This is a genomic window from Ruegeria sp. AF8 (assembly GCF_056541825.1).
Genome location: NZ_JBQFYW010000002.1, coordinates 35,689 through 55,388, shown reverse-complemented (window position 1 = coordinate 55,388; position 19,700 = coordinate 35,689). Strand labels below are relative to the sequence as shown.

19 protein-coding genes are annotated in these 19,700 nt (G+C 62.0%); 5 read left to right on the top strand and 14 right to left on the bottom strand.

Going from position 1 to position 19,700, the window contains the following annotated elements:
• The first annotated feature begins 109 nt into the window (after positions 1–109).
• Positions 110–880: a transporter substrate-binding domain-containing protein gene (locus ACR0AO_RS05665; protein ID WP_480601011.1), complete on the top strand. Its 771-nt coding sequence runs from the start codon at positions 110–112 to the stop codon at positions 878–880.
• 59 nt (positions 881–939) lie between these two features.
• On the opposite strand, the gene ACR0AO_RS05660 is transcribed toward ACR0AO_RS05665, so the two are convergent.
• The gene (locus ACR0AO_RS05660; protein WP_480601009.1) at positions 940–1,548 is read right to left on the bottom strand and encodes a helix-turn-helix domain-containing protein; all 609 of its coding nucleotides are present in this window, start codon (positions 1,546–1,548) and stop codon (positions 940–942) included.
• A 53-nt stretch (positions 1,549–1,601) separates the two neighbouring features.
• Here ACR0AO_RS05660 and ACR0AO_RS05655 point away from each other — a divergent pair, with 53 nt between their 5' ends.
• On the top strand, positions 1,602–2,360 hold the full coding sequence (locus tag ACR0AO_RS05655; RefSeq protein ID WP_480601006.1) for a creatininase family protein: 759 nt from the start codon (positions 1,602–1,604) through the stop codon (positions 2,358–2,360).
• On the opposite strand, the gene ACR0AO_RS05650 is transcribed toward ACR0AO_RS05655, so the two are convergent.
• The 11 genes from ACR0AO_RS05650 to ACR0AO_RS05600 all read right to left on the bottom strand — a co-directional run bounded on the left by ACR0AO_RS05650 (position 2,344) and on the right by ACR0AO_RS05600 (position 15,492).
• Positions 2,344–3,702, bottom strand: a complete 1,359-nt coding sequence (locus tag ACR0AO_RS05650; protein ID WP_480601003.1) for a sensor histidine kinase — start codon at positions 3,700–3,702, stop codon at positions 2,344–2,346. The two genes, ACR0AO_RS05655 and ACR0AO_RS05650, sit on opposite strands and share 17 nt — an antisense overlap.
• Entirely contained in the window at positions 3,695–4,375 is a 681-nt protein-coding gene (locus ACR0AO_RS05645; protein WP_480601000.1) for a response regulator transcription factor, read from the bottom strand. Before ACR0AO_RS05645 ends, ACR0AO_RS05650 begins: the two co-directional genes overlap by 8 nt.
• 163 nt (positions 4,376–4,538) lie before the next feature.
• Complete coding sequence (locus tag ACR0AO_RS05640) at positions 4,539–5,972, bottom strand: DegQ family serine endoprotease (RefSeq protein ID WP_480600997.1); 1,434 nt, start codon at positions 5,970–5,972, stop codon at positions 4,539–4,541.
• Between the two features lie 168 nt (positions 5,973–6,140).
• On the bottom strand, positions 6,141–6,404 hold the full coding sequence (locus ACR0AO_RS05635; protein WP_480600994.1) for a hypothetical protein: 264 nt from the start codon (positions 6,402–6,404) through the stop codon (positions 6,141–6,143).
• A gap of 344 nt (positions 6,405–6,748) precedes the next feature.
• Positions 6,749–7,357, bottom strand: coding sequence for a nucleotidyltransferase family protein (locus ACR0AO_RS05630; protein ID WP_480600990.1), 609 nt, complete (start codon positions 7,355–7,357; stop codon positions 6,749–6,751).
• A gap of 31 nt (positions 7,358–7,388) precedes the next feature.
• On the bottom strand, positions 7,389–9,806 hold the full coding sequence (locus ACR0AO_RS05625) for a GcvT family protein (RefSeq protein ID WP_480600987.1): 2,418 nt from the start codon (positions 9,804–9,806) through the stop codon (positions 7,389–7,391).
• An 81-nt stretch (positions 9,807–9,887) separates the two neighbouring features.
• Positions 9,888–11,519 (bottom strand): MFS transporter, encoded by a 1,632-nt coding sequence (locus ACR0AO_RS05620; RefSeq protein WP_480600985.1) that lies wholly within the window; start codon positions 11,517–11,519, stop codon positions 9,888–9,890.
• Complete coding sequence (locus ACR0AO_RS05615) at positions 11,516–12,823, bottom strand: HlyC/CorC family transporter (RefSeq protein ID WP_480600983.1); 1,308 nt, start codon at positions 12,821–12,823, stop codon at positions 11,516–11,518. The genes ACR0AO_RS05620 and ACR0AO_RS05615 overlap by 4 nt, the downstream gene beginning before the upstream one ends.
• A gap of 62 nt (positions 12,824–12,885) precedes the next feature.
• Positions 12,886–13,830 (bottom strand): tyrosine recombinase, encoded by a 945-nt coding sequence (locus tag ACR0AO_RS05610; RefSeq protein WP_480600981.1) that lies wholly within the window; start codon positions 13,828–13,830, stop codon positions 12,886–12,888.
• Positions 13,831–13,832: 2 nt separating this feature from the next.
• Positions 13,833–15,353 (bottom strand): hypothetical protein, encoded by a 1,521-nt coding sequence (locus tag ACR0AO_RS05605; protein ID WP_480600978.1) that lies wholly within the window; start codon positions 15,351–15,353, stop codon positions 13,833–13,835.
• Positions 15,343–15,492 carry a hypothetical protein gene (locus ACR0AO_RS05600; protein WP_480600975.1) on the bottom strand — a complete coding sequence of 50 codons (150 nt, stop codon included), beginning with the start codon at positions 15,490–15,492 and terminating at the stop codon, positions 15,343–15,345. Before ACR0AO_RS05600 ends, ACR0AO_RS05605 begins: the two co-directional genes overlap by 11 nt.
• A gap of 79 nt (positions 15,493–15,571) precedes the next feature.
• Here ACR0AO_RS05600 and ACR0AO_RS05595 point away from each other — a divergent pair, with 79 nt between their 5' ends.
• Both ACR0AO_RS05595 and aroB read left to right on the top strand, forming a co-directional pair.
• The gene (locus ACR0AO_RS05595) at positions 15,572–16,159 is read left to right on the top strand and encodes a shikimate kinase (protein ID WP_480600973.1); all 588 of its coding nucleotides are present in this window, start codon (positions 15,572–15,574) and stop codon (positions 16,157–16,159) included.
• Positions 16,159–17,271, top strand: a complete 1,113-nt coding sequence (gene aroB / locus ACR0AO_RS05590; RefSeq protein WP_480600971.1) for a 3-dehydroquinate synthase — start codon at positions 16,159–16,161, stop codon at positions 17,269–17,271. The genes ACR0AO_RS05595 and aroB overlap by 1 nt, the downstream gene beginning before the upstream one ends.
• 4 nt (positions 17,272–17,275) lie before the next feature.
• Here aroB and ACR0AO_RS05585 read toward each other — a convergent pair whose 3' ends face one another.
• The gene (locus ACR0AO_RS05585) at positions 17,276–18,352 is read right to left on the bottom strand and encodes a site-2 protease family protein (RefSeq protein ID WP_480600968.1); all 1,077 of its coding nucleotides are present in this window, start codon (positions 18,350–18,352) and stop codon (positions 17,276–17,278) included.
• A gap of 15 nt (positions 18,353–18,367) precedes the next feature.
• Positions 18,368–18,874 (bottom strand): single-stranded DNA-binding protein, encoded by a 507-nt coding sequence (gene ssb, locus ACR0AO_RS05580; RefSeq protein WP_480600966.1) that lies wholly within the window; start codon positions 18,872–18,874, stop codon positions 18,368–18,370.
• Positions 18,875–19,065: 191 nt separating this feature from the next.
• On the opposite strand from ssb, the gene ACR0AO_RS05575 reads away from it, so the two are divergent.
• A complete protein-coding gene (locus ACR0AO_RS05575; RefSeq protein WP_480600964.1) occupies positions 19,066–19,644 on the top strand; it encodes a lytic transglycosylase domain-containing protein in 579 nt (192 codons plus the stop codon).
• The last annotated feature ends 56 nt before the right edge of the window (positions 19,645–19,700 follow it).

The window sequence follows — 19,700 nt, the reverse complement described above, 5'->3', positions numbered from 1 at the left end:
TGGGGGGAAATTTTTTTCTTGAGGCTAAGAGTTATCTTTGCCTTAAATCAAGCGATAATCAGGTTATCATGACCAGAATAAAATAAATTGCCACCAACGGGAGACCAAGATGAAACAGATGTTCAAGGCAGCGGCGGTTGCCGTGATGGGGCTGGCCCTTGCCGGAGCGGCGCAGGCACAGTCGGCGCTCAACGAGATACTCGATGGCGGTGTGCTCAAGGTCGGAACCACGGGTGACTGGAACCCGATGTCGCTGCGTGATCCGGCGACCAACAGCTACAAGGGGTTTGACATCGACGTGATGACGGAACTGGCCAACGACCTTGGCGTCGAGGTCGAGTATGTGCCGACCGACTGGAAGACGCTGGTCAACGGCGTCGTCGCCGGTAAATACCACATCACCGGTTCGGCCTCGATCTCGCCGCCGCGGATGAAAGTGGCCGGGTTCTCGGAAAGCTACATCGCGGTGGAGCTTTACCCCTATACCACCAAGGAAAAGGCGGATCGGTTTGACGGGTATGACTCGATCAACCAGCCCGGCGTGAAGGTCGCCACGACCCTGGGCACCACCTTTGAAAAGCGCGTGCGCGAGTGGTTCCCGAATGCCGAGATCAAGGTTGTCGAAGCACCGGCACGCGGATTCCAGGAGGTGATTGCCGGGCGGGCCGATGTGTTCATCACTTCGAATATCGAGGGATCGACGCTGGAGGAGAAATTTCCGGTGGTTCGGGTGACCGGAGCAGAGCCGCGTTCACCGTCGCCGATCGCGATGTTGCTGCCGCAGGATGATCAGGTCTGGATCAACTACATGAACAACTGGGTCAAGGTGAAGCAGGCGCAGGGGTTCTTTGACGCCACCCGCGCGAAATGGGGTCTCTGAGCCTCGACAGGACGGGTTTGGAATTGGGGCCGTGCGGCAACGTGCGGCCCCGCGCCGTTTCAGGGCTCGCTGCTTTCCGCCTTGGCGATGATTGCAATGAATCTGACCTTGCCGGTCGGCAATTCATCGGGCTGATGCGCGCATTTGCCTTCGAAGGACAGGCTGTCTCCGGGGCGCATGTGATAGGTCTGGTCGCCGCAACGAAACGTCATCTCGCCTTCGAGTATATGCATGAACTCGATGCCCTGATGCAGATAGATGGGCCGCATCGCAAGCGGCTGTTCCAAGGTGATGTCGTAACATTCAAAGCTGACACGACCGTCATCGGCCCGGCCGATCATCTTGTAGGAATGGCCATAGTCCCGTCCCATCCGCTGCACGTCGATCCCCTCGCCGGAGCGCACAAAGGACACATCCGTCCGTTCGACGGTTTCGGCAAAGAAATTGATCAGCGGCACATCGATGGCGGCCGCCAGCGCCCCCAACGTGGACAGCGACGCGGACACCTGGCCGCGCTCGATCTTCGAGATCATCGCGGTCGATACATTCGCGCGCTCGGACAGCCCCGCAAGCGTCAGTTTCGCAAGTGTGCGATGGTATTTGACGGCGGTGCCGATTTTCTGGTCAAGTGTCGGTCCATCGACGGGATGCGGAGGCGAATCTTCCATACTGCAAGCCTAGTATCATCAATTCCAAACCGAAATAGCGGAGAAACGTTCAAATGCAACTGACGCATATGACGTGGCGCGAGGTCGAGGCCCGGATCGGGCGGGGAGCCTGTGTGTTGCTGCCGGTCGGCTCGACCGAGCAGCACGGGCCCATGGGGCGGATCGGGACGGACACGATCTGTGCCCAGGCGGTGGCCGAACGGGCTTCGGAGTTGTGTGATGCCATCGTCGCACCCGCGCTGGCCTATACTCCGGCGCCGTTCAACACCGCCTTTCCCGGGACGGTATCGGTGTCGGAGGCGGTGTTCGAGGCCCTTGTCGGAGAAGTGATCGAAGGACTTTTGCGTCAGGGGTTCCGGGGCGTGTTCGTGGTCAACGGCCATGGCGCCAATCTGGCGCCGCTGAGGCGGATCGCGGACCGGCTGGGGCAGGTTGAGATCATGAGTTGGTGGGACGCGCCTGAAGCGGATGCGTTGCGCAAATCGCTCTACGGCGACTGGGAGGGGATGCATGCGACTCCTTCCGAGATCGCGATCACGCAGGCGTTGCTGGGCGCGTTGCCGGTGGCCGATGCCGCTGACCCGCCCGCCAGACTGTCGCGAGACTATATCGCGGCCCATGCCGGTGACCGCCACGGCCCGCCGGACGAACACCGGGCATCGTTCCCGGATGGCCGGGTCGGGTCGCATTCGGCCCTGGCCACGCCCGAGGATGGAGTCCGGCTTCTGCAACTGGCTGCGCGTGGCGTTGCCGAGCGGTTTGGCGTGTTCAGCGGGGCGGGGCCGGAAAACGAGCTCAGAGCACCAGCGTGACCCTGAGCCCCGGATCAGCGTTGTCGGCGTGAAACGCGCCGCCATGCATCCGGGCGATCGCCGCCACCAGCGCCAGCCCCAGCCCAGAATTTCCTTCGCTCCGTGCGGGATCGAGGGTCACGAAGGGCTGGGCCAGCCGTGTCAGGTCGGCCTCTGGCACGCCCGGCCCCTGATCCTCGACGCAAAGGAAGGGTTTGCTGTTTTTGACACCCACCGACACCATTATCGTGGACCCGCCCGGCGCGTAGCGTAGCGCGTTTTCCACGAGATTCGACAGGGCTTGCGACAACAGCGGGCGATGGCCCTGAATGCGTGCCGGGCTGCCCTTGATGTCAAAGTCGATGCCCTGATCGGCGGCAAGTGGTTCGTAAAGTTCCAGAACGTCCTGCGCCAGTTGCATCAGGTCCAGTTCCTCGAACTGGTCGCGGCCCAGGCCGGCTTCGGCGCGGGAGATTTCGGTGAGTTGCGCGAACACCCGCAACAGGTGATCGACCTCGGACAATGCCCGGATCGCGTCGGTTTCCCGATCCTGCGCCGAGCGGTCGGGATCGGACAGTCCCTCGACCCGCTGGCGCAGGCGCGACAACGGCGAACGCAGGTCATGGGCGATGGAATTCGAGGTGGTGCGCAGGTTGCTGACCAGTTCCTCGATCCGGTCCAGCATATCGTTCAGGGTTCCGGCCATCTGATCGAACTCGTCGCCCGAGCCGCGCAGGGGAATGCGGCGGGTCAGATCGCCCGACACGATGTCGTCGGCGGTACGGGCGATATCCTTGAGGCGGGAAAACACCAGCCGCGTCAGTAGCCAGCCGGTCAGGAGGCTGAGTGCAAATGCAGCAGCCAGCGCCAGAACGAAAGACCGCAGCAGCACCCGGTCGAACTGTTGCCGGGCCGAGGCGTCGCGGCCCACCAACAGGCGATCGCCGCCGGGCAGGCGGATCGAGGCGGCGGAAATCGGGACGGTTTCGCGGGACTCGGTGCGGATCAGATCCAGATCGACCCAGCCGCTGCCGGGTTCGATCCCAGATGGCCAGGTGCTCAAGTTGCCCGCCAGCACCTTGCCGCTGGAATCGGTCAGCAGATACAGCGCGTCCCGTTCGGCGGCATTGGCCAGCCGGCGGTTGATCGTGGCGATGAGGCCGATCATGCCCAGCCGCTCGTATTCGTCGGACAATCCCGTCAGTTCGGCGGTCACGACCGAGCGGGTCTCGCTGGCGATGGTTCGGTTTGCGGTCACATAGACCAGCGCCAGCACGGCTGCGGTCAGAAGCGTGCTGAGCAGCATGCTGGCCAGCATCAGCCGGGTGCGCGAGTTCCTGAGGAACGCAGAGGATTTAGCCATCAGATACCATGTATCCGGCCCCGCGCACGGTTTCAATCAGGGGAAGCGCGCCGCCTTCGTCAAGTTGCCGGCGCAGTTTCGAGATATGCACATCGACGACGTTCGTGTTGGGGTCAAAGTGATAGTCCCAGACGCCCTCGAGAAGCATGGTGCGGGACACCACCCGATTTTTGCGGCGCAGGAAGAATTCAAGGATCTGGAATTCGCGCGGGGTAAGCGTGATGTCGCGGCCTGCGCGGGTAACGCGGCGGGTCAGCAGATCCATCTCAAGATCGCGGCAACTCAGCATCGCCGACTCCTCGGTGTCCTGCGGGCGGCGCAATAGCGCCTCGATCCGCGCATGCAGTTCCTGAAACGAAAAGGGTTTGACCAGATAGTCATCGGCCCCGGATCGCAGGCCCTTGACGCGCTCGTCGACCGCGCTCATGGCGGTCAGCATCAGAACCGGTGTCTTCATGCCGGCGGCGCGCACGGATTTGATCAGCGAAAGGCCGTCGAGACCGGGCAGCATCCGATCGAGGATGATCGCGTCAAAGCCGCCATCGGTGGCGTGATACAATCCTTCGCGCCCGTCAGCGGCGATCTCGATCGTGAACCCTTCTTCGGTGAACCCCTTGGCAATGAAATCGCGTGTATCTGGATCGTCCTCGACGATAAGAATGCGTCGGCTCATGCTCTGAAATCCTTTTCCTCTGGTATACATCCCGCTTTGCGAAAATGCACGTGCCGGGCGCGGGTATCCGCGCCCGGCCGACCGGCGGTCGGGGGACAATCCGGAGCCGCCGGTGGATGCGCGCGTCAGGAGTTCCCGGTGGCCACGCGCGCATGGGCCTCGGTCAGGCGATCTGGACCGCCACGAAGATCTGGTTGCCGCCACGATTGATCAGCATCAGCGCCGGGTCGGTCTTTTCGCTTTGCAATGCGGCTTTCAACGCTTTGGGCGTGCCGGTTTCCTGGCTGCCCAGCTTGACGATGACGTCGCCGCGCTGCAGTCCGGCCTTTGCGGCGGGGCTGTCCGGCTCCAGCGACATCACGACGACGCCATGCACATCCTCGCTGACGCCGATTTCGGCGCGGGTGGTTTCTGTCAGCGGCGCGACCGATACACCCAACGCGGTATCTGAGGCATTGCCGTCGGTCTGCTCCATATCGGCGGATGCAAGTTCATGGGTGCCAATCCTGACGGTGATCTCCTGCTTTTTGCCGCCACGCAGGATTTCGATCTTGCTGTTCTCGCCGATCTCCGAGGCACCGACCAGACGCGGCAGGTCGCTGCTGGAGGTCACGGTCTGCCCGTCATAGGCAAGGATCACATCACCGGGTTGCAATGAGCCGTCCGCCGGGCTGTCGGTCACGACGTCAGAAACCAGCGCTCCGGTTGCCTCGTCCAGCCCCATGGCAGCCGCGATTTCTTGGCTGACATTCTGGATCGAAACACCCAGCCAGCCGCGATCGACTTCGCCGTCATCCATGAGATCGGCGGCAATGTCCTGAACGATGTTCGAGGTCACCGCAAAGCCCAGCCCGACCGAGCCGCCAGTCGGCGAGTAGATGGCGGAATTCACGCCGACAACTTCGCCTTCCATGTTGAAAAGCGGACCGCCGGAATTGCCCTTGTTGATCGCTGCGTCTGTCTGGATGAACTCGGCATAAGGCCCCTCGGAGAGGTTGCGCCCCTTGGCGGATACGATACCGGTCGTGACGGTCGAGCTGAGCCCGAACGGGTTGCCGATGGCGACCACGTCTTCGCCCACTCGAATCGAACCGCTGTCACCCAGAACAACGGCGGGCAGCGGTTCGCCCGCGTCGATTTTGAGCAATGCGATATCGGTCAGGGGATCGGTGCCGATCACCTCGGCCTCGAATGCGCGGTCGTCGTTCAGGCGTACGGTCACGGTGTCAGCGCCATCGACAACGTGGTTGTTGGTGACGATATAGCCGTCCGCGTCCAGCACAAAGCCCGATCCAAGGCCCTGACGGGGGCCACGGTGGGGCATTTCAAACTGTTCGGGTGCCCCGAACTGGCGGAAGAATTCTTCGAATGAATGCCCCTTGCGGTCGAAATTCCTGTCACCGGTGGCCACCGGAGTGGTTTCCTGCTCGGCAAGGATTGTGACGACCGACGGCGAAACCTCTTCGATCAGGTTGGCCAGGGCTTCGTCTGCCATCGAGGGCAGGGCGGTGGTGGCCATCAGCGCGGCCCCCAGGGCCGATGCGCCGAGCCATTGCGAATTCGATGGGATGAGGCGTGTTGTCTTGCGAATGCTCATAGAGGTCTCCTGTGATCGGACCCGGCTTGGCACCGGGATTGATCAAAGGAATGGTGTGGCAACCTGAGGCGTACGTTATCCCGACATTAAGATTCGTTCATGATGCCGGGCTGATCGGCCTCGGACAGGCGTGATATGGCGACGAAGGGGGCCGGAATTGCGGCGATATCATGCGGGCAGGCGAATCAGGTGGTGTCGCGATGGGTCTAATTGTGTCAAAATTGTGACATTGTTCACGCTCGGCGGTTTAATGCCGGGTAAATGCGCGAATTGAAAGAACGTGATCGCCGGAGTTACAAAGCGATGATTTAAACCTGCGCGTTCCATCCGAGGTTGAGGGATTCCCAGCCCAAAATCAACCCTTGTTGCGGGAGTCTCTGAATTTTTGTTAGAATTTCCGGTAAATTGTTCAAGAATTTGTACCTTATCCATTTTTCGGATCCGGAGATCAAATCAACTGATGGTAGAATTGCCGGCAGAATATCACGAATTCTTGATGCAACATGTACCGTAAAATATGGGCTTCGCCGCAAGTTTTTCATTGTTTGAAGCGCGCCGATGCGTAAGCATGAACTTGCCTAGATGAGGGGAACTGTCGACGCGACGCGCGTTTGGTAGTTTAGAGTTCTGATACTGGGAGTGCATGTTGCCAGTGTTAACGAGGGGGTCTTGTATCGGTTGGCGGCGACGGTAGCGGGTAACCGCAGTGCTTTCAGAAATGGGAAAACGAGTGGAAATCATTCTTTAGGCAGATGACCCGGCCAATCATGGCCGGGTCATTTTTCTTTGCGGTTCCGTTCTGCGATCCAATCTGACCAGGCCTCGGGAGTGTCCAGATCAAGGCGCGCGCGATGGCCCGGGAGTGGGACCAGGTGAACCCGGTCCTTATGCCGCCGGACAACGGACAAGGCCCCGCTGTCGCCAGTCAGTGCGCGCAGTTCCGGCCAGAGAGATCGGTGGAAAATGACCGGGTGACCGGGTTCGAGGACCTGTGTGGCGCCTCGCCAGACCAGGTTTTCGGGGTGGTCATGGGCCGAGCGCATGACCATTTCCAGATCTTCGGGCGTCAGATCGGGCAGGTCTGCCAGCAAGACCATCACTGCGGGTGCATCCGGGGGCAGGGTGGCAACCGATCGGCGGAGGCTGGCATTCATTCCTTCGTGGGCGTCGGGAACACTGACCACCTGAACCGGCAGGTCTTGAACGGCTGCATGGCGCGGGTGTGGTTCTGGAGGCAACGCAACGAAGACCGGCCCGGCGGTCATCGCGATTTCGGCGCTGCGGCGCAACAGCGGGCGGCCATCGATGGGCAGCAAAAGCTTGTCGGTGCCGCCCATGCGGCTGGACTGGCCGGCGGCCAGCAGGATGATGGGTATCTCGCTCATCCCGCCACCTTGGCCCGGCAGACCGGGCTTGTCACCCGCGCATCCGCGCCCCGTCCGCGTCAAAGAGCGGGGTTGAGATCACCCGGGCCTTGCGCATCTGGCCGAGGATTTCGATTTCCACTTCCAGCCCGTCCGCCACGCGGTCGGTTGGCAGAAACCCCTGCGCAATGGATTTCTGAGCGTGGTGCGAATAGCCGCCCGAAGTGCAGAAGCCGACCACTTTCCCCTCAAGCCAGATCGGCTCATAGGCGTTCACGTCGGCATCGTCGGCATCGACCTCAAAGGCCACCAGCTTGCGGGCAGTACCTGCGTCACGCTCGGCCTCCGCTGCGGCGCGTCCAATGAAATCGGCATTTTTCTTGAACGAAATGAACCGGTCCAGCCCGGATTCGGCGGCGGTATAGTCGGGCGAGAATTCGGCCATCCACGAGCCAAAGAACTTGTCCAGCCGCAAGCTCATCATCGCGCGCATGCCGAAGGGGACCATGCCGTGGGGCTGACCCGCCTGCCAAAGGGTCCACCACAGCTGCCGCTGGGCCATCGGGTCACAAAAGATCTCATACCCCAGATCGCCGGTATAACTGACGCGCTGCACGATGCATTCGGTCATGCCGACGGTCATCCGGCGCACATCCATGAAGCGCATATCGCTGATGTCAGTTCGGGTGCAGGCGGCCAGAACCTCGCGCGCCTTGGGGCCTGCGATCTGGAACCCGTTCCGTTTGTCGCTGATATTCTCGATGCTTACGCCGCTCTCTGCATGTTGCAGGAACCAGCGCATGTGGAAGGCTTGAGACCCGTAGGAGGCGGTCAGCTGGAATTCATCCTCGCTCAGGCAGGAGACGGTGAAATCGCCGATCAGCTTGCCCCTGGGCGATAGCATCGGGGTCAGGCTCAGGCGCCCGGGCTGCGGAATGCGGCCCGCCATGATCCTGTCCAGCCACGCCCGCGCGCCTGCACCCCTGATCAGGTATTTGCCGAAATTGTGGACCTCGTTGATGCCCACGCCGTCGCGCACGCCGCGCACTTCGCGGCCCGTGGCCTCGAACGCGTCCGAGCGGCGGAAGGATGGGGTTTCATATCCCGGCTCATCGTCTTGCGCGAAATAATTCACCACCTCCAGCCCGTATTGCTGGCCCCAGACCGCGCCCATGTCGCTGAAGATGTCATACATCGGCGTTGTGCGGTTGGGACGGGCGGCGGGCAGTTCCTCGTTCGGGTAGGCGACCGAGAAGCGTTTCTGGTAGTTCTCGATCACTTTGGGGCGGGTATAGCCGGGGCTGATCCAGTCGCCGAAGCGGGCCACGTCCATGGCCATCACGTCACGCTCGGGCTCGCCCTCGATCATCCATTGCGCCAGCGTCAGGCCGACGCCGCCGCCCTGACTGAAGCCGGCCATGACACCGCATGCGGACCAATAGTTGCGCATTCCCGGCACCGGACCGACCAGAGGATTGCCGTCCGGCGCAAAGGTGAAGGGCCCGTGGATCACCGATTTCACGCCCGCTTCGGCCAACACCGGGAAGCGTTTGTAAGCGAATTCAATGCTGTCCGTGATCTTGTCAAAGTCATCAGGCAACAACTCGTGGCCGAAATTCCAAGGGGTGCCATCGACCGCCCACGGTTTGCAGGGTTGTTCATAAAAACCGATGCACAGCCCGCGCCCCTCTTGCCGCAGATAGCTTTCGCCAGCCGGGTCCATGACATGCGGATGCTCGCCGCCAGCGTCGATGATCGCCTCGATTTCAGCGATGTTGTCGGTGACCAGATACTGATGCTCCATCGGGTGCAGCGGGAAGTAGATGCCCGCCATCGCACCCACCTCGCGCGCCCAGAGGCCGCCTGCGTTGACCAAGTGTTCAGCGTGAATGGTGCCCTTGTCGGTGACTACTTCCCAGGTGCCGTCGGCGCGCTGGTTGGTTTCACGCACCATGCAGTGGGTTTCGATCGTGGCCCCGCCCATGCGCGCGGCCTTGGCATAGGCGTGGGTGGTGCCCGAGGGGTCGAGATGCCCATCCAGCGGATCATAGAGCGCGCCGATGATGCCATCGGTATTGGTGATCGGAGCGATCTTTTTGATCTCGTCGGGTCCGACGATTTCGGTTTCAAGCCCCATGAACCGGTGCTTGGCGCGCTCGGCCAGCAGCATGTCGAACCGGTCGCGATTGTCGGCCAGCGTCACCCCGCCCACGTGATGCAGGCCGCAGGACATACCGGTGATTTCTTCCAGTTCCTTATACAGCCGGATCGTATAGCCCTGCAGCGCTGCCATATTGGTGTCGCCGTTCAGGGTATGAAACCCGCCCGCCGCGTGCCAGGTCGAGCCTGAAGTCAGTTCCGAGCGTTCCAACAGCATCACGTCCGTCCAGCCCAGCTTGGTGAGATGGTAGAGAACGGAACATCCGACGACACCGCCGCCGATCACGGCGACCTGGCATGTGGTTTTCATCAAAATCTCCCTTTTTGGGCCGACTTTGCAAAGCTTGCGGTGGGCCTTCTGTTCCGAAAACGACAAGATCTGTCGCTGACATCAATCGGTGCTGCGCAGAGGCGACATCTGGATCAGCCAGACGGCAAGCAGCGGTGCGGCGATTGTGATGACGGCCACCGTGATCATCAGTATCCCCAGTTCGGAATAATCGGCCGGTGTGGTGATCAGCCCTTCGGCATTCCTCACCTCGCGGGTGATGGTGAAGATCTGGTTGAGGTACTTGGTGCCAAGGCTTGAGGCGGAAAGTGCCAGATTGGTGAATGAGGCCATTACAGCAAAGAATGTGGCCTTGAGGGCAGGCGGCGCGTTGCGGGCAATCCAGGCCAGCATGGGGATCATCGAGATCTGGCCCAGCGGCGATTCGACGGCGGTATTGATTACGGCGATAAAGCGCGCATCCACCACGCCACCGGTCATGGCGGCGGTCCAGTGATGGATGCCGTAGTACAGACCGATGCCCGGCAGCGACAGCAGACCGGCGGCGATACTGAGCAGGATGACGATATCGGCGATTGTTTTCGATGCCATCAGCGGGCGCAGAACCACCATCCCGGCCAGCGTCAGAACGGAGGTGATCAGATAGAGCACCGACAGGAATTGCTGGTCGAATCCCAGAACGTCGATTTCGAACCACGTCGAACCCGCGCCGTTCAACGGAACCGCACGGAAGACGAACACGATGATGGCGGTTCCGACCAGCGCCCGGGCCTTGGCCGGTTCCAGATTGCGGATCAGTTGCCGCATCAGCGCAAGCACGATGCCCATGGACCCCGCAAAGACAATTTCCTGCGAATACGAGACATCCGTCAGGCCGACGGTGAGGGTCATGGCGATAAAGACCGCGCCGCCGGTGAAATACCAGTGATTCATCCGGACCGGTTCGCCCTGGGGGTCGAAATGCGCTTCGGCCCGGTGCCGGTCCACTCCGCCCGAGATCAACCGGCGGATCGTGCGGCGTTTCTGGATCGCGGCCAGCAGCACGCCCGAGATCGAGATGCAGGGGATCAGCAACGCCAGCAGATAGACCTGCCCGTAGACCGCAGCCTTGTCGGTCTCGGGCAAGGTCTCGATCCCGGCGAATAGCCAGATATTCAGCAGCGCGACGGTGCTTGCGCCACCGATCAGGGCGAACCGGCCCAGAGTCTGCATCGTGGTGTGCAAGGCGCGTTCGGTTTCCTTGTCCAGCGGATTGCCGTCGGCATCGGTGTGGGGCACGGCCTCGACCGACATGGCGTCGGCCACCGCGTCCTGAATCACATAGCCGCAGGGCGCGAGGATGACGGAAAACACATACCAGGCGGTGACAGACATGATCTCGGGCATCCACGGCAGACGCGTGGCCAGGCCGAACATGATCAGGAAACTGCCCGCGATCAGGGTCGCGCCGATGTAGATCAGGAAGGCTTTCCACCGCCAGATCAGATCGACCAGATGGCCCAGCGGCATTTTCAGCGCCCAGGGCAGCCCGGCCCAAAATGCCAGCCCCGCAATGAAGGCCGCCGAGACGTCGAGATATTCCTTGATGAAAAATGTGCCGACAATCGCCGTCAGCCCCTGCGCGCCAGCGGCGAAATAGATCATCAGTGGCGGCAGAAACGACCAGCGGAACTGGCGCCCCAGATCCAGAACGACCGCGTCGAACCACTCTGCCAGACGCGCGGCGGCGGTCATAGCAGTCGGATTTTCAGGCCGGTGATGCGGTTGCCTTCGCGCGCGGTCACCTCGAAACGGAAGCCGTGAAAGGCGAAAACCTGACCCACGATCGGGATCATCTGGGCTTCGTGGATCACCAGACCGGCGACCGTGTTGGCCTCTTCATCCGGCAGCGACCAGTCCATGGCGCGGTTGAGGTCGCGGATGGTCATGGCGCCTTCGACCAGGAACTGGCCGTCATCGGTGCGGGTTACCGCCACGTCCTCTTCAAGGTCGAATTCGTCGGCGATTTCGCCCACGATTTCTTCGAGGATGTCTTCGAGCGTGATCAGCCCGCGCAGCGAGCCGTATTCGTCGACCACCAGCGCGAAATGGCTGTGCATACGCAGAAACTCTCGCATCTGATCGTCAAGCGTGGTGGTTTCAGGGACGAAATAGGGGGCGTTGGCGACTTTGCTGATGTCAAAGGTTTTGAGCCGGTCGGTATCGCCCTCGGCACCGCCGACCTGCGCATACATGGCTCGGAACAGGTCCTTGGCATGCACGACGCCGATGATGTTTTCCTGCTCGCCCCGATAGACCGGCAGACGGGTATGCGGACTTTCCAGACATCGCTCGAGGATCGTCTCGGGCTCGGCGTCGGCGTCGATCATCTGGATGTTGGAACGGTGCAGCATGATCTCTTCGACCGTTCGTTCGCCCAGATCCAGCGCGCCGAGGATGCGGTCGCGGTCTTCCTTTTCCACAACCCCTTCGGAGTGGCCCAGCTGTAGCGCGCCCGCGATTTCTTCGCGCACCGCCAGAATGTGGCTGTCGGGGTCGATCTGAACTCCGAACAGGCGCAGCACGCCGCGCACCAGCACGCGGACGGCGGTGACCACCGGGGCAAAGAGGGTCACGATCACGCTGATGGCGGGCGCCACCCAGGCGGCGGCTTTTTCAGCATTGGTGATCGCGTAGGTCTTGGGCAGCACCTCGGCAAAGACCAGAACCAGTACCGTCATCACCAGCGTTGCCAGTGCCACGCCGCTTTCGCCAAAAAGCCGGGTGAACAGCGCCGTGGCCAGCGAGGCCGACAGGATGTTGACCAGGTTGTTGCCCAGCAGGACCGAGCCGATCAGGCGCTCGTTGTCCTCGGTGATGTCCAGCGCCTTTTGCGCCCCGTGCGAGCCCTTGTCGGCCTGTGCGCGCAGCTTGCCGCGCGACGATGCGGTCAGCGCGGTTTCCGAGCCCGAGAAAAAGCCCGAAAGCACGAGCAAAAACAGGATGGCGCCCGTGGTGATCCAGAATGCGCCGTCAAATGCGGAAGAGGTCGCGTCCATCGGTCCTTCGTTTCCTTGATGATGCATCCGTTATGGGGCCGGTGCCATGCGCAATCAAGGGGTTAGCCATCGTCTCTGGCCAAAGGATGATGTTCAAGCACAAGTTCCTTTAGGCGTTCATCCAGCACATGGGTATAGATTTCCGTCGTCGCCACGTCCGCATGGCCCAGCAGAGTCTGAATCGAGCGCAGATCGGCGCCGTTGGCCAGAAGATGCGTGGCAAAGGCGTGGCGCAGCGTATGTGGCGTTACCTTATCCGGCGCCACGCCGCCAGCCACTGCAAGCTCCTTGATCAGCAGATAGAACCTGTGCCGCGTCAGATGCCCGGATTTGCCGCGTGACGGAAACAGGTACTTCGAAGGCTGCGCTCCGTTTGCCGCTTTTTCTTCTTCGGCCTCGTCCCACGCGGCCAGCCAGAGCGTCAGCGCATCCCGGGCAGAGGGCGACAGGGGGACCAGCCGTTCCTTTCCGCCCTTGCCGAGGATCAGCAACATTCGGGGATCGCCGCGCGCGGAGGAAACCGGCAGTGAAACTAGTTCGCTCACCCGCATGCCGGTGGCATAAAGCAGTTCCATCAGACAGGTGTTGCGCAGGCGATCAGCGGCTGAGCGTCCGGTGCTGCGAGCGGCTTCCAGCAGGCGGTCCACCTCGATCACGTCCAGGGTTTTGGGCAGCCGTTTCTCGCGTCCCGGGCCACGGATCTGAATGGCCGGATTGGTCTCGCGCCAGCCCTCCTCGAAGGCGAAACGGTAAAGCTGCTTGATAGCCGACAGTCGGCGCGCGCGCGTTGACCGGGCCATGCCCTGCGCGTCGCAATCGATCAGATAGGCCTCGACCCGATCCCGGTCGGCGTCAGCAAAGCCGGTATTCCGCCGGTCGAGCCAGGCGGCGAAATCCCTGAGGTCGCGGCCATAGGCGAGCAGAGTATTGTTGGCCGCCCCCAATTCGGCGGCCTGCGCTTCGAGAAAAGTGGAAATCCAAAGCTCTGCCGTGTGCGGTCCCGCCATGGTCAGGTTCCGTTCACGATCAGCAACTGCAATGCGGCGCGGCGGGCCGTATCCTCAAGCCCGACATGACGAAGCGCGGCCAGCGCGCCGCTCAGGTCAACCAGATTTCCGCGCGCGCCGTGCATGAACAGCGACATCGAGACGAGAATCGCCTCGCCCAGCTGATTATTGGCCAAAAGCCGTTCGATTTCGGGCGGAATCCGATTGGCAGGGTTGAATCCCTCGGAAATGGCGGATGCTTGAATTGAGGGGGCCGACGCCTGATGCGGATGCCCCTTTGCCAGGGCCGCAAGAAAGGCGTTTTCGTCGGATGCATCCGGCGGCGCGTGCGCTGCGGTTTCGTATTGCTCCGACAGAAGGAGGATGCGCCAGCGCAGGGTCTCGATATCGGCATCCGGCAACTCGACTTGTGCCAGCTGCCCGGCGAAAAGCTCGGCAAATGCCACCTGCAGATGGGCATTCGACATTGCATCCCAGACAGACGGCAGTGTTTTCGATATCGCCGCCACGTTCCCGGTCGACAGTGCCTTTTCGAACCGCTGGACTGCAGCGACCCGATCCCAGACGCCACCCGATGCGGCCGGGTCACGTTCGGTATAAAGCCCCAGCAACTGGTTGGGCGTCAGCGAGCCGATCCGGGTCAGACGTTCGGCGGCTTCGATCTGGGCTTTCCAGCCCGCTACGTCGCGCAGGTCCGCTGTTGCAAATGCCCGGGGCAGGGACGCCGTGGGCAGCCGTTCACCGATGGTTTCGAACAGGCGGAAGGTCAGGGGATCGGGCTGCGAGGGTTGGGGCAGGGGTGGTGCGCCTTCGAAAAACTCGGGGCTGAGAAACCGGTCGAGCAGGGCCATCTCGTCGGAAGGCAGGATGTCCAGCGCGTGCGCGGCCTCCAGCGTCAGCGCCGCCGAGGGCCAGTCGCCGCGCCTGACCTTGCAAAAGATCTGAGCGGCGTAGCTCTGCGACAGATAGGGCTGCGCGGTCAGGGCCGAACAGCTTCGGTCTTCGTCGCCGGTCAGCAGGGTGGCGTCGAACCAGCGCGAAAACCGGTCGACCGTGTCCGTCGGCCCGGCCAGTTGCACCAGCGCCTGCGCCGGGTCCGTCGCGCCAAGCTGCATCAGGCGGTCAAGACGAGCCAGCAGCAGCGTCTCGTCCGCGTCGGGGCCGGCGGGGGCACGGGATTCAGACAGCAGCAAGGTAAAAAGCAGCCGTTGCATCGCCGCGTTGTCGCGCACCGGCACGTTCGAAAGCAGTTCGGCGATGTACTCGGGATCGCTGCCCCGCCACAGATCCGCAGGCAACCCCGTGACGCTGGATGACACCAGCCCGATCGGGCGTGAAATCGCCTCGAGCGGCATCACCTCAATCTGGGGACGCATGCCGGTTTGCGTCACCGGAGGTTCCAACAGCACTGTTCCGGGTAGGTTCTGGGGCGGGTCGTTCAGCCAGTCGATTGCCGACAAGGGTTGCTGTGCCAACGCGGAACCGCCCAGGCACATCGCCGCGAGCGCGGCTCTAGTCAACATTCAGGATCACCGGTTCGCGGATTTCGTCCTGGGTTGCCGAGAAATCCACACCAAAGATCGGACCCAGATAGGCATAGCCGACGAGCCCTACGAAAACGATGCACAGGATGTAGACCACGAATTTGATAAGACGCTTCATTGCCGGACACTGCCTCAATTTGATCTTTTGCCCAAGTTATAACTGGCATTTTCCGCAAGATCACGTCATTCACGGTGAAATGAGCGAAATTAGGCATAAACCGGACCGAACGAGTCAGTCGCAGGGCTTTGTCCTGCACAAAACCGTCGTCATGGTGGGCATGATGGGGGCGGGAAAAACCGCCGTGGGACGAGCCCTGGCCGCGCGGTTGGGTGTTCCGTTCCTCGACAGCGACGCCGAGATCGAATCGGCGGCGAACATGACCATTCCGGAGATATTCGAGCGCGATGGCGAGCGGTTCTTTCGACAGAAGGAAAGCCAGGTCATCAGGCGCCTGCTGGAAGAGGAGCGGGGTATCCTGTCGACCGGGGGCGGCGCGTTTCTGCGGGACGAGAATCGCCAGATGATCTCGGAACGCGGCGTTGCGCTCTGGCTGCGCGCCGATCTGAACGTTTTGTGGAACCGGGTCCGGCACAAGGATACCCGGCCTTTGCTGCGCACGGCGGACCCGCATGCGACGTTGCGCGCGCTGTATGACGCGCGGGTGCCGATCTATGCCAAGGCCGATCTGGTCGTGGATTCGGATGCCGAAACCTCGATCGAACGAATGGTGGACCGGGTGGTGTCGGCACTGCTGACACGCGCCGATGTTCTGGAACGGAAATAATGCATCAGACCGTACATGTTCCATTGGGCGAGCGTTCCTATGACGTGGAAATCGGCCCCGATCTTTTGGCCCAAGCCGGCACGCGGATCGCGCCTCTGCTGTCGCGCCCCCGGGTTGCGGTTCTGACCGACGAAACGGTGTCTGGTCTGCATCTGGAAGGGCTGCGGGCGGGTCTTGCGGCGGCCGGCATCGGGATGTCCTCGCTGGCGCTTCCGCCCGGCGAAGCCACCAAGAGCTGGCCGCATTTCGAACGCGCGGTCGAGTGGTTGCTGGCGGAAAAGGTCGAACGCCGCGACGTGGTGGTGGCATTCGGCGGAGGTGTCATCGGTGATCTGGCGGGATTTGCCGCCGCCGTCCTGCGGCGGGGGGTGCGCTTCGTGCAGATCCCGACCTCGCTTTTGGCACAGGTGGACAGTTCGGTGGGGGGCAAGACGGGCATCAATGCACCGCAGGGCAAGAACCTGATCGGAGCGTTTCATCAGCCCTCGCTGGTTCTGGCCGATACCGCGGTTCTGGGCACGCTGACGGCACGGGATTTCCTGGCCGGTTATGGCGAGGTGGTCAAGTACGGCCTGTTGGGCGATGCCGGGTTTTTCGAATGGCTGGAACAGAACGGTCCCGCCCTGTCGGGCGGCGATATGCGCGCCCGGGTGCAGGCCGTGACCCGTTCGGTGCAGATGAAGGCCGACATCGTCGCGCGTGACGAAACCGAACAGGGCGACCGGGCGCTGCTCAATCTCGGCCACACGTTCTGTCACGCGCTGGAGGCGGCCACCGGTTATTCGGATCGCCTGTTGCATGGGGAAGGTGTGGCGATCGGCTGTGCGCTGGCCTTCGAGTTGTCGGCCCGGTTGGGCCTGTGTCCGCAGGAGGACCCGAGCCGGGTGCGGGCGCACCTGAAGGCGATGGGGATGATGACCGATCTGGCCGATATTCCGGGCGATCTGCCCGGGGCCGAGGCCCTGGTCGATCTGATGGCGCAGGACAAGAAGGTTGTGGACGGTCAGTTGTGGTTCATTCTGGCGCGCGGGATCGGGCGGGCCTTCGTGACGTCGGACGTGCCGCGCGACGCGGTTCTGTCTGTACTCGAGGATGCGTTGGCTACCTGCTGATAAATCAGAGTTTTCGGCCTGTGATGACCATCAGTTCCCCGATGTTTTCGCGGGTGATGTAACCGGCCATGCGACCGCTGCCGGTTCGAACGGCGATGGCCGGAGCGCCCTTGTGCAAAGCGTCCAGAACCTCTTCGAGACCTGCGGTCAGATGGACCGAAGGGATGTCTTCATCCATGATCGAGGTTGCCGAATCCGAGCGCGGGTGATCGCCGGCCAGCGCGGCGAACAGGCGGTTGCGGGTCACAAATCCGAGCAGTTCGCCGGAAGCGTCCAGAACCGGAAACTCGTGCTGTGTTGTGTGTATGACGGCCTGCGCCGCCGTGCCGAGCGTGTCCGAGGGGGACAGGGCTTCGAAACTGGTGATCATCGCGTCGCGGGCCAGCATCTGCCGCGCCACCGCCCGCATCGCCACATCCTGGCTTTCGGCATTGGCGGCGATAAAGACGAAGAGGGCGATCAGAACCAGGATCGGATTGCCCGAACTCAGCCCCGCGAAACCCAGCATGAAGGCCACCATCTGACCGGCCAGCGCCGCCACGCGCGTCGCCTTGACCCGATCCATCGTCATGCACAACAGCGCCCGGAACACCCGCCCGCCATCCATCGGAAAGGCGGGGATCATGTTGAACACGGCCAGAAACAGATTGACGAAGGCCAGACGGCTGAGAAAGTCGATCTGAGCGTTGTCGATCTGCGCCAGAGCTTCGACATCGAGACCCGCGCCAAGAAGGACCAGCACCAGCCAGATCACCACGTTCACCGCAGGCCCCGCCAGCGCGACGAGAACTTCCTGCATCGGTTTTTCAGGCATTCGTTCCAGCCTCGCCAGGCCCCCGATGGGCAACAGCGTGATGTCGGGTGTCTTGATGCCATAGCGGCGGGCCGTCAGCGCATGGCCGAATTCATGCGCCACGACGCAGGCGAACAGGGCCAGCACAAATGCGATGTTCTCGACGGCGGCAGGCATGCCGCCAACCGAATAGGCCGAGAATCCGACCCATGCCAGCAGCAGGAAAAACGTGATGTGGACCCGCAACTCCGAGCCGAACAGGCGTCCGAGAGAGAAGGACCACGTCATGATTAACCTCTGCCGCTAGAACGGAATCTCGTCGTCGTCAATGCCGCCGGACGCCGGAGCCGGGCTGCCGGACGGTCCGCCATAGGGATCGCCCTGTGGGCCGCTGTCGTAGCCACCGCCATAGCCGCCACCGGCCTGACCGCCGCCATAGCCACCGCCGCCGCCTTCGCCGCGGTTATCCAGCATGACAAGGGTAGCGTTGAAGCCCTGAAGAACCACCTCTGTCGAATAACGGTCCTGTCCGGACTGATCCTGCCACTTGCGGGTTTGCAACTGCCCTTCGAGATAGACCTTGGAGCCTTTGCGCAGATATTGCTCGGCCACGCGGACCAGACCGTCGTTGAAGATCGCGACCGAGTGCCATTCGGTCCGCTCGCGGCGCTCGCCGGTATTGCGGTCTTTCCAGGTTTCGGATGTCGCGATGCGAAGGTTGCAAACCTTGCCGCCGTTCTGGAAGGTGCGCACCTCGGGATCGCGGCCCAGATTTCCGACCAGAATGACTTTGTTGACTGAGCCAGCCATGAAATTCCCCGTTCTATTTTCGATACTCTTCCGAATCTGAGCGATCCGTCCAGGTGACCCTATACGTCCTGTGACAGGGTTAAAACACCGTTGATGGGACACAGGTTGAGACAGAGTGATCCGGCGCTGCTTCCAATTCAACGCGAATCTCCTATACTGCCGCCCGAGGTTTAACGACCAGGCTAAACAGAATGCGCAGGCTTTTCGGCGGTATCGCTCTTGGCTCTTTCCTGCTTGCATCGCTCCCGATGCAGGCCGATGTGCTGTCGACAAAAAACCGGCGCGACATCTTTCGCAATCAGGCCAAGGTCTTGGACAGCCGGGCGGCGGTCCAGTACAAGGATTCCACACGGCTGAAGCCCAAAACCGCCTATGGCGGGTTCGACAAGCGGTATGCCGGGAAATATCGTGGTCAGTATCTGGAAATGGCACGATCTGCGGCGCGGCTGCACGATGTGCCGGAAGAGCTGTTCCTGCGCCTCGTTCAGCAGGAATCCGGATGGAACCCGCATGCGAAGTCGCACAAAGGGGCGTTGGGGCTGGCACAGCTGATGCCGCAGACGGCAAAGCTTTTGGGGGTCAACCCGCATGATCCGCAACAGAACTTGGAAGGCGGGGCGCGCTATCTGTCCTGGCAGTTCCGCAAGTTCAAATCCTGGCGTCTGGCATTGGCAGCCTATAACGCGGGCCCCGAGGCGGTCGAAAAGCATGGCGGCGTGCCGCCCTATAAAGAGACCCGGAATTACGTCAAGGCGATCTGGGGCAGCTGACCAGCACATGCTGCGGGGCGGCGTGCCTGCCGCTTGATGGGGCACGTGCCGGGGCA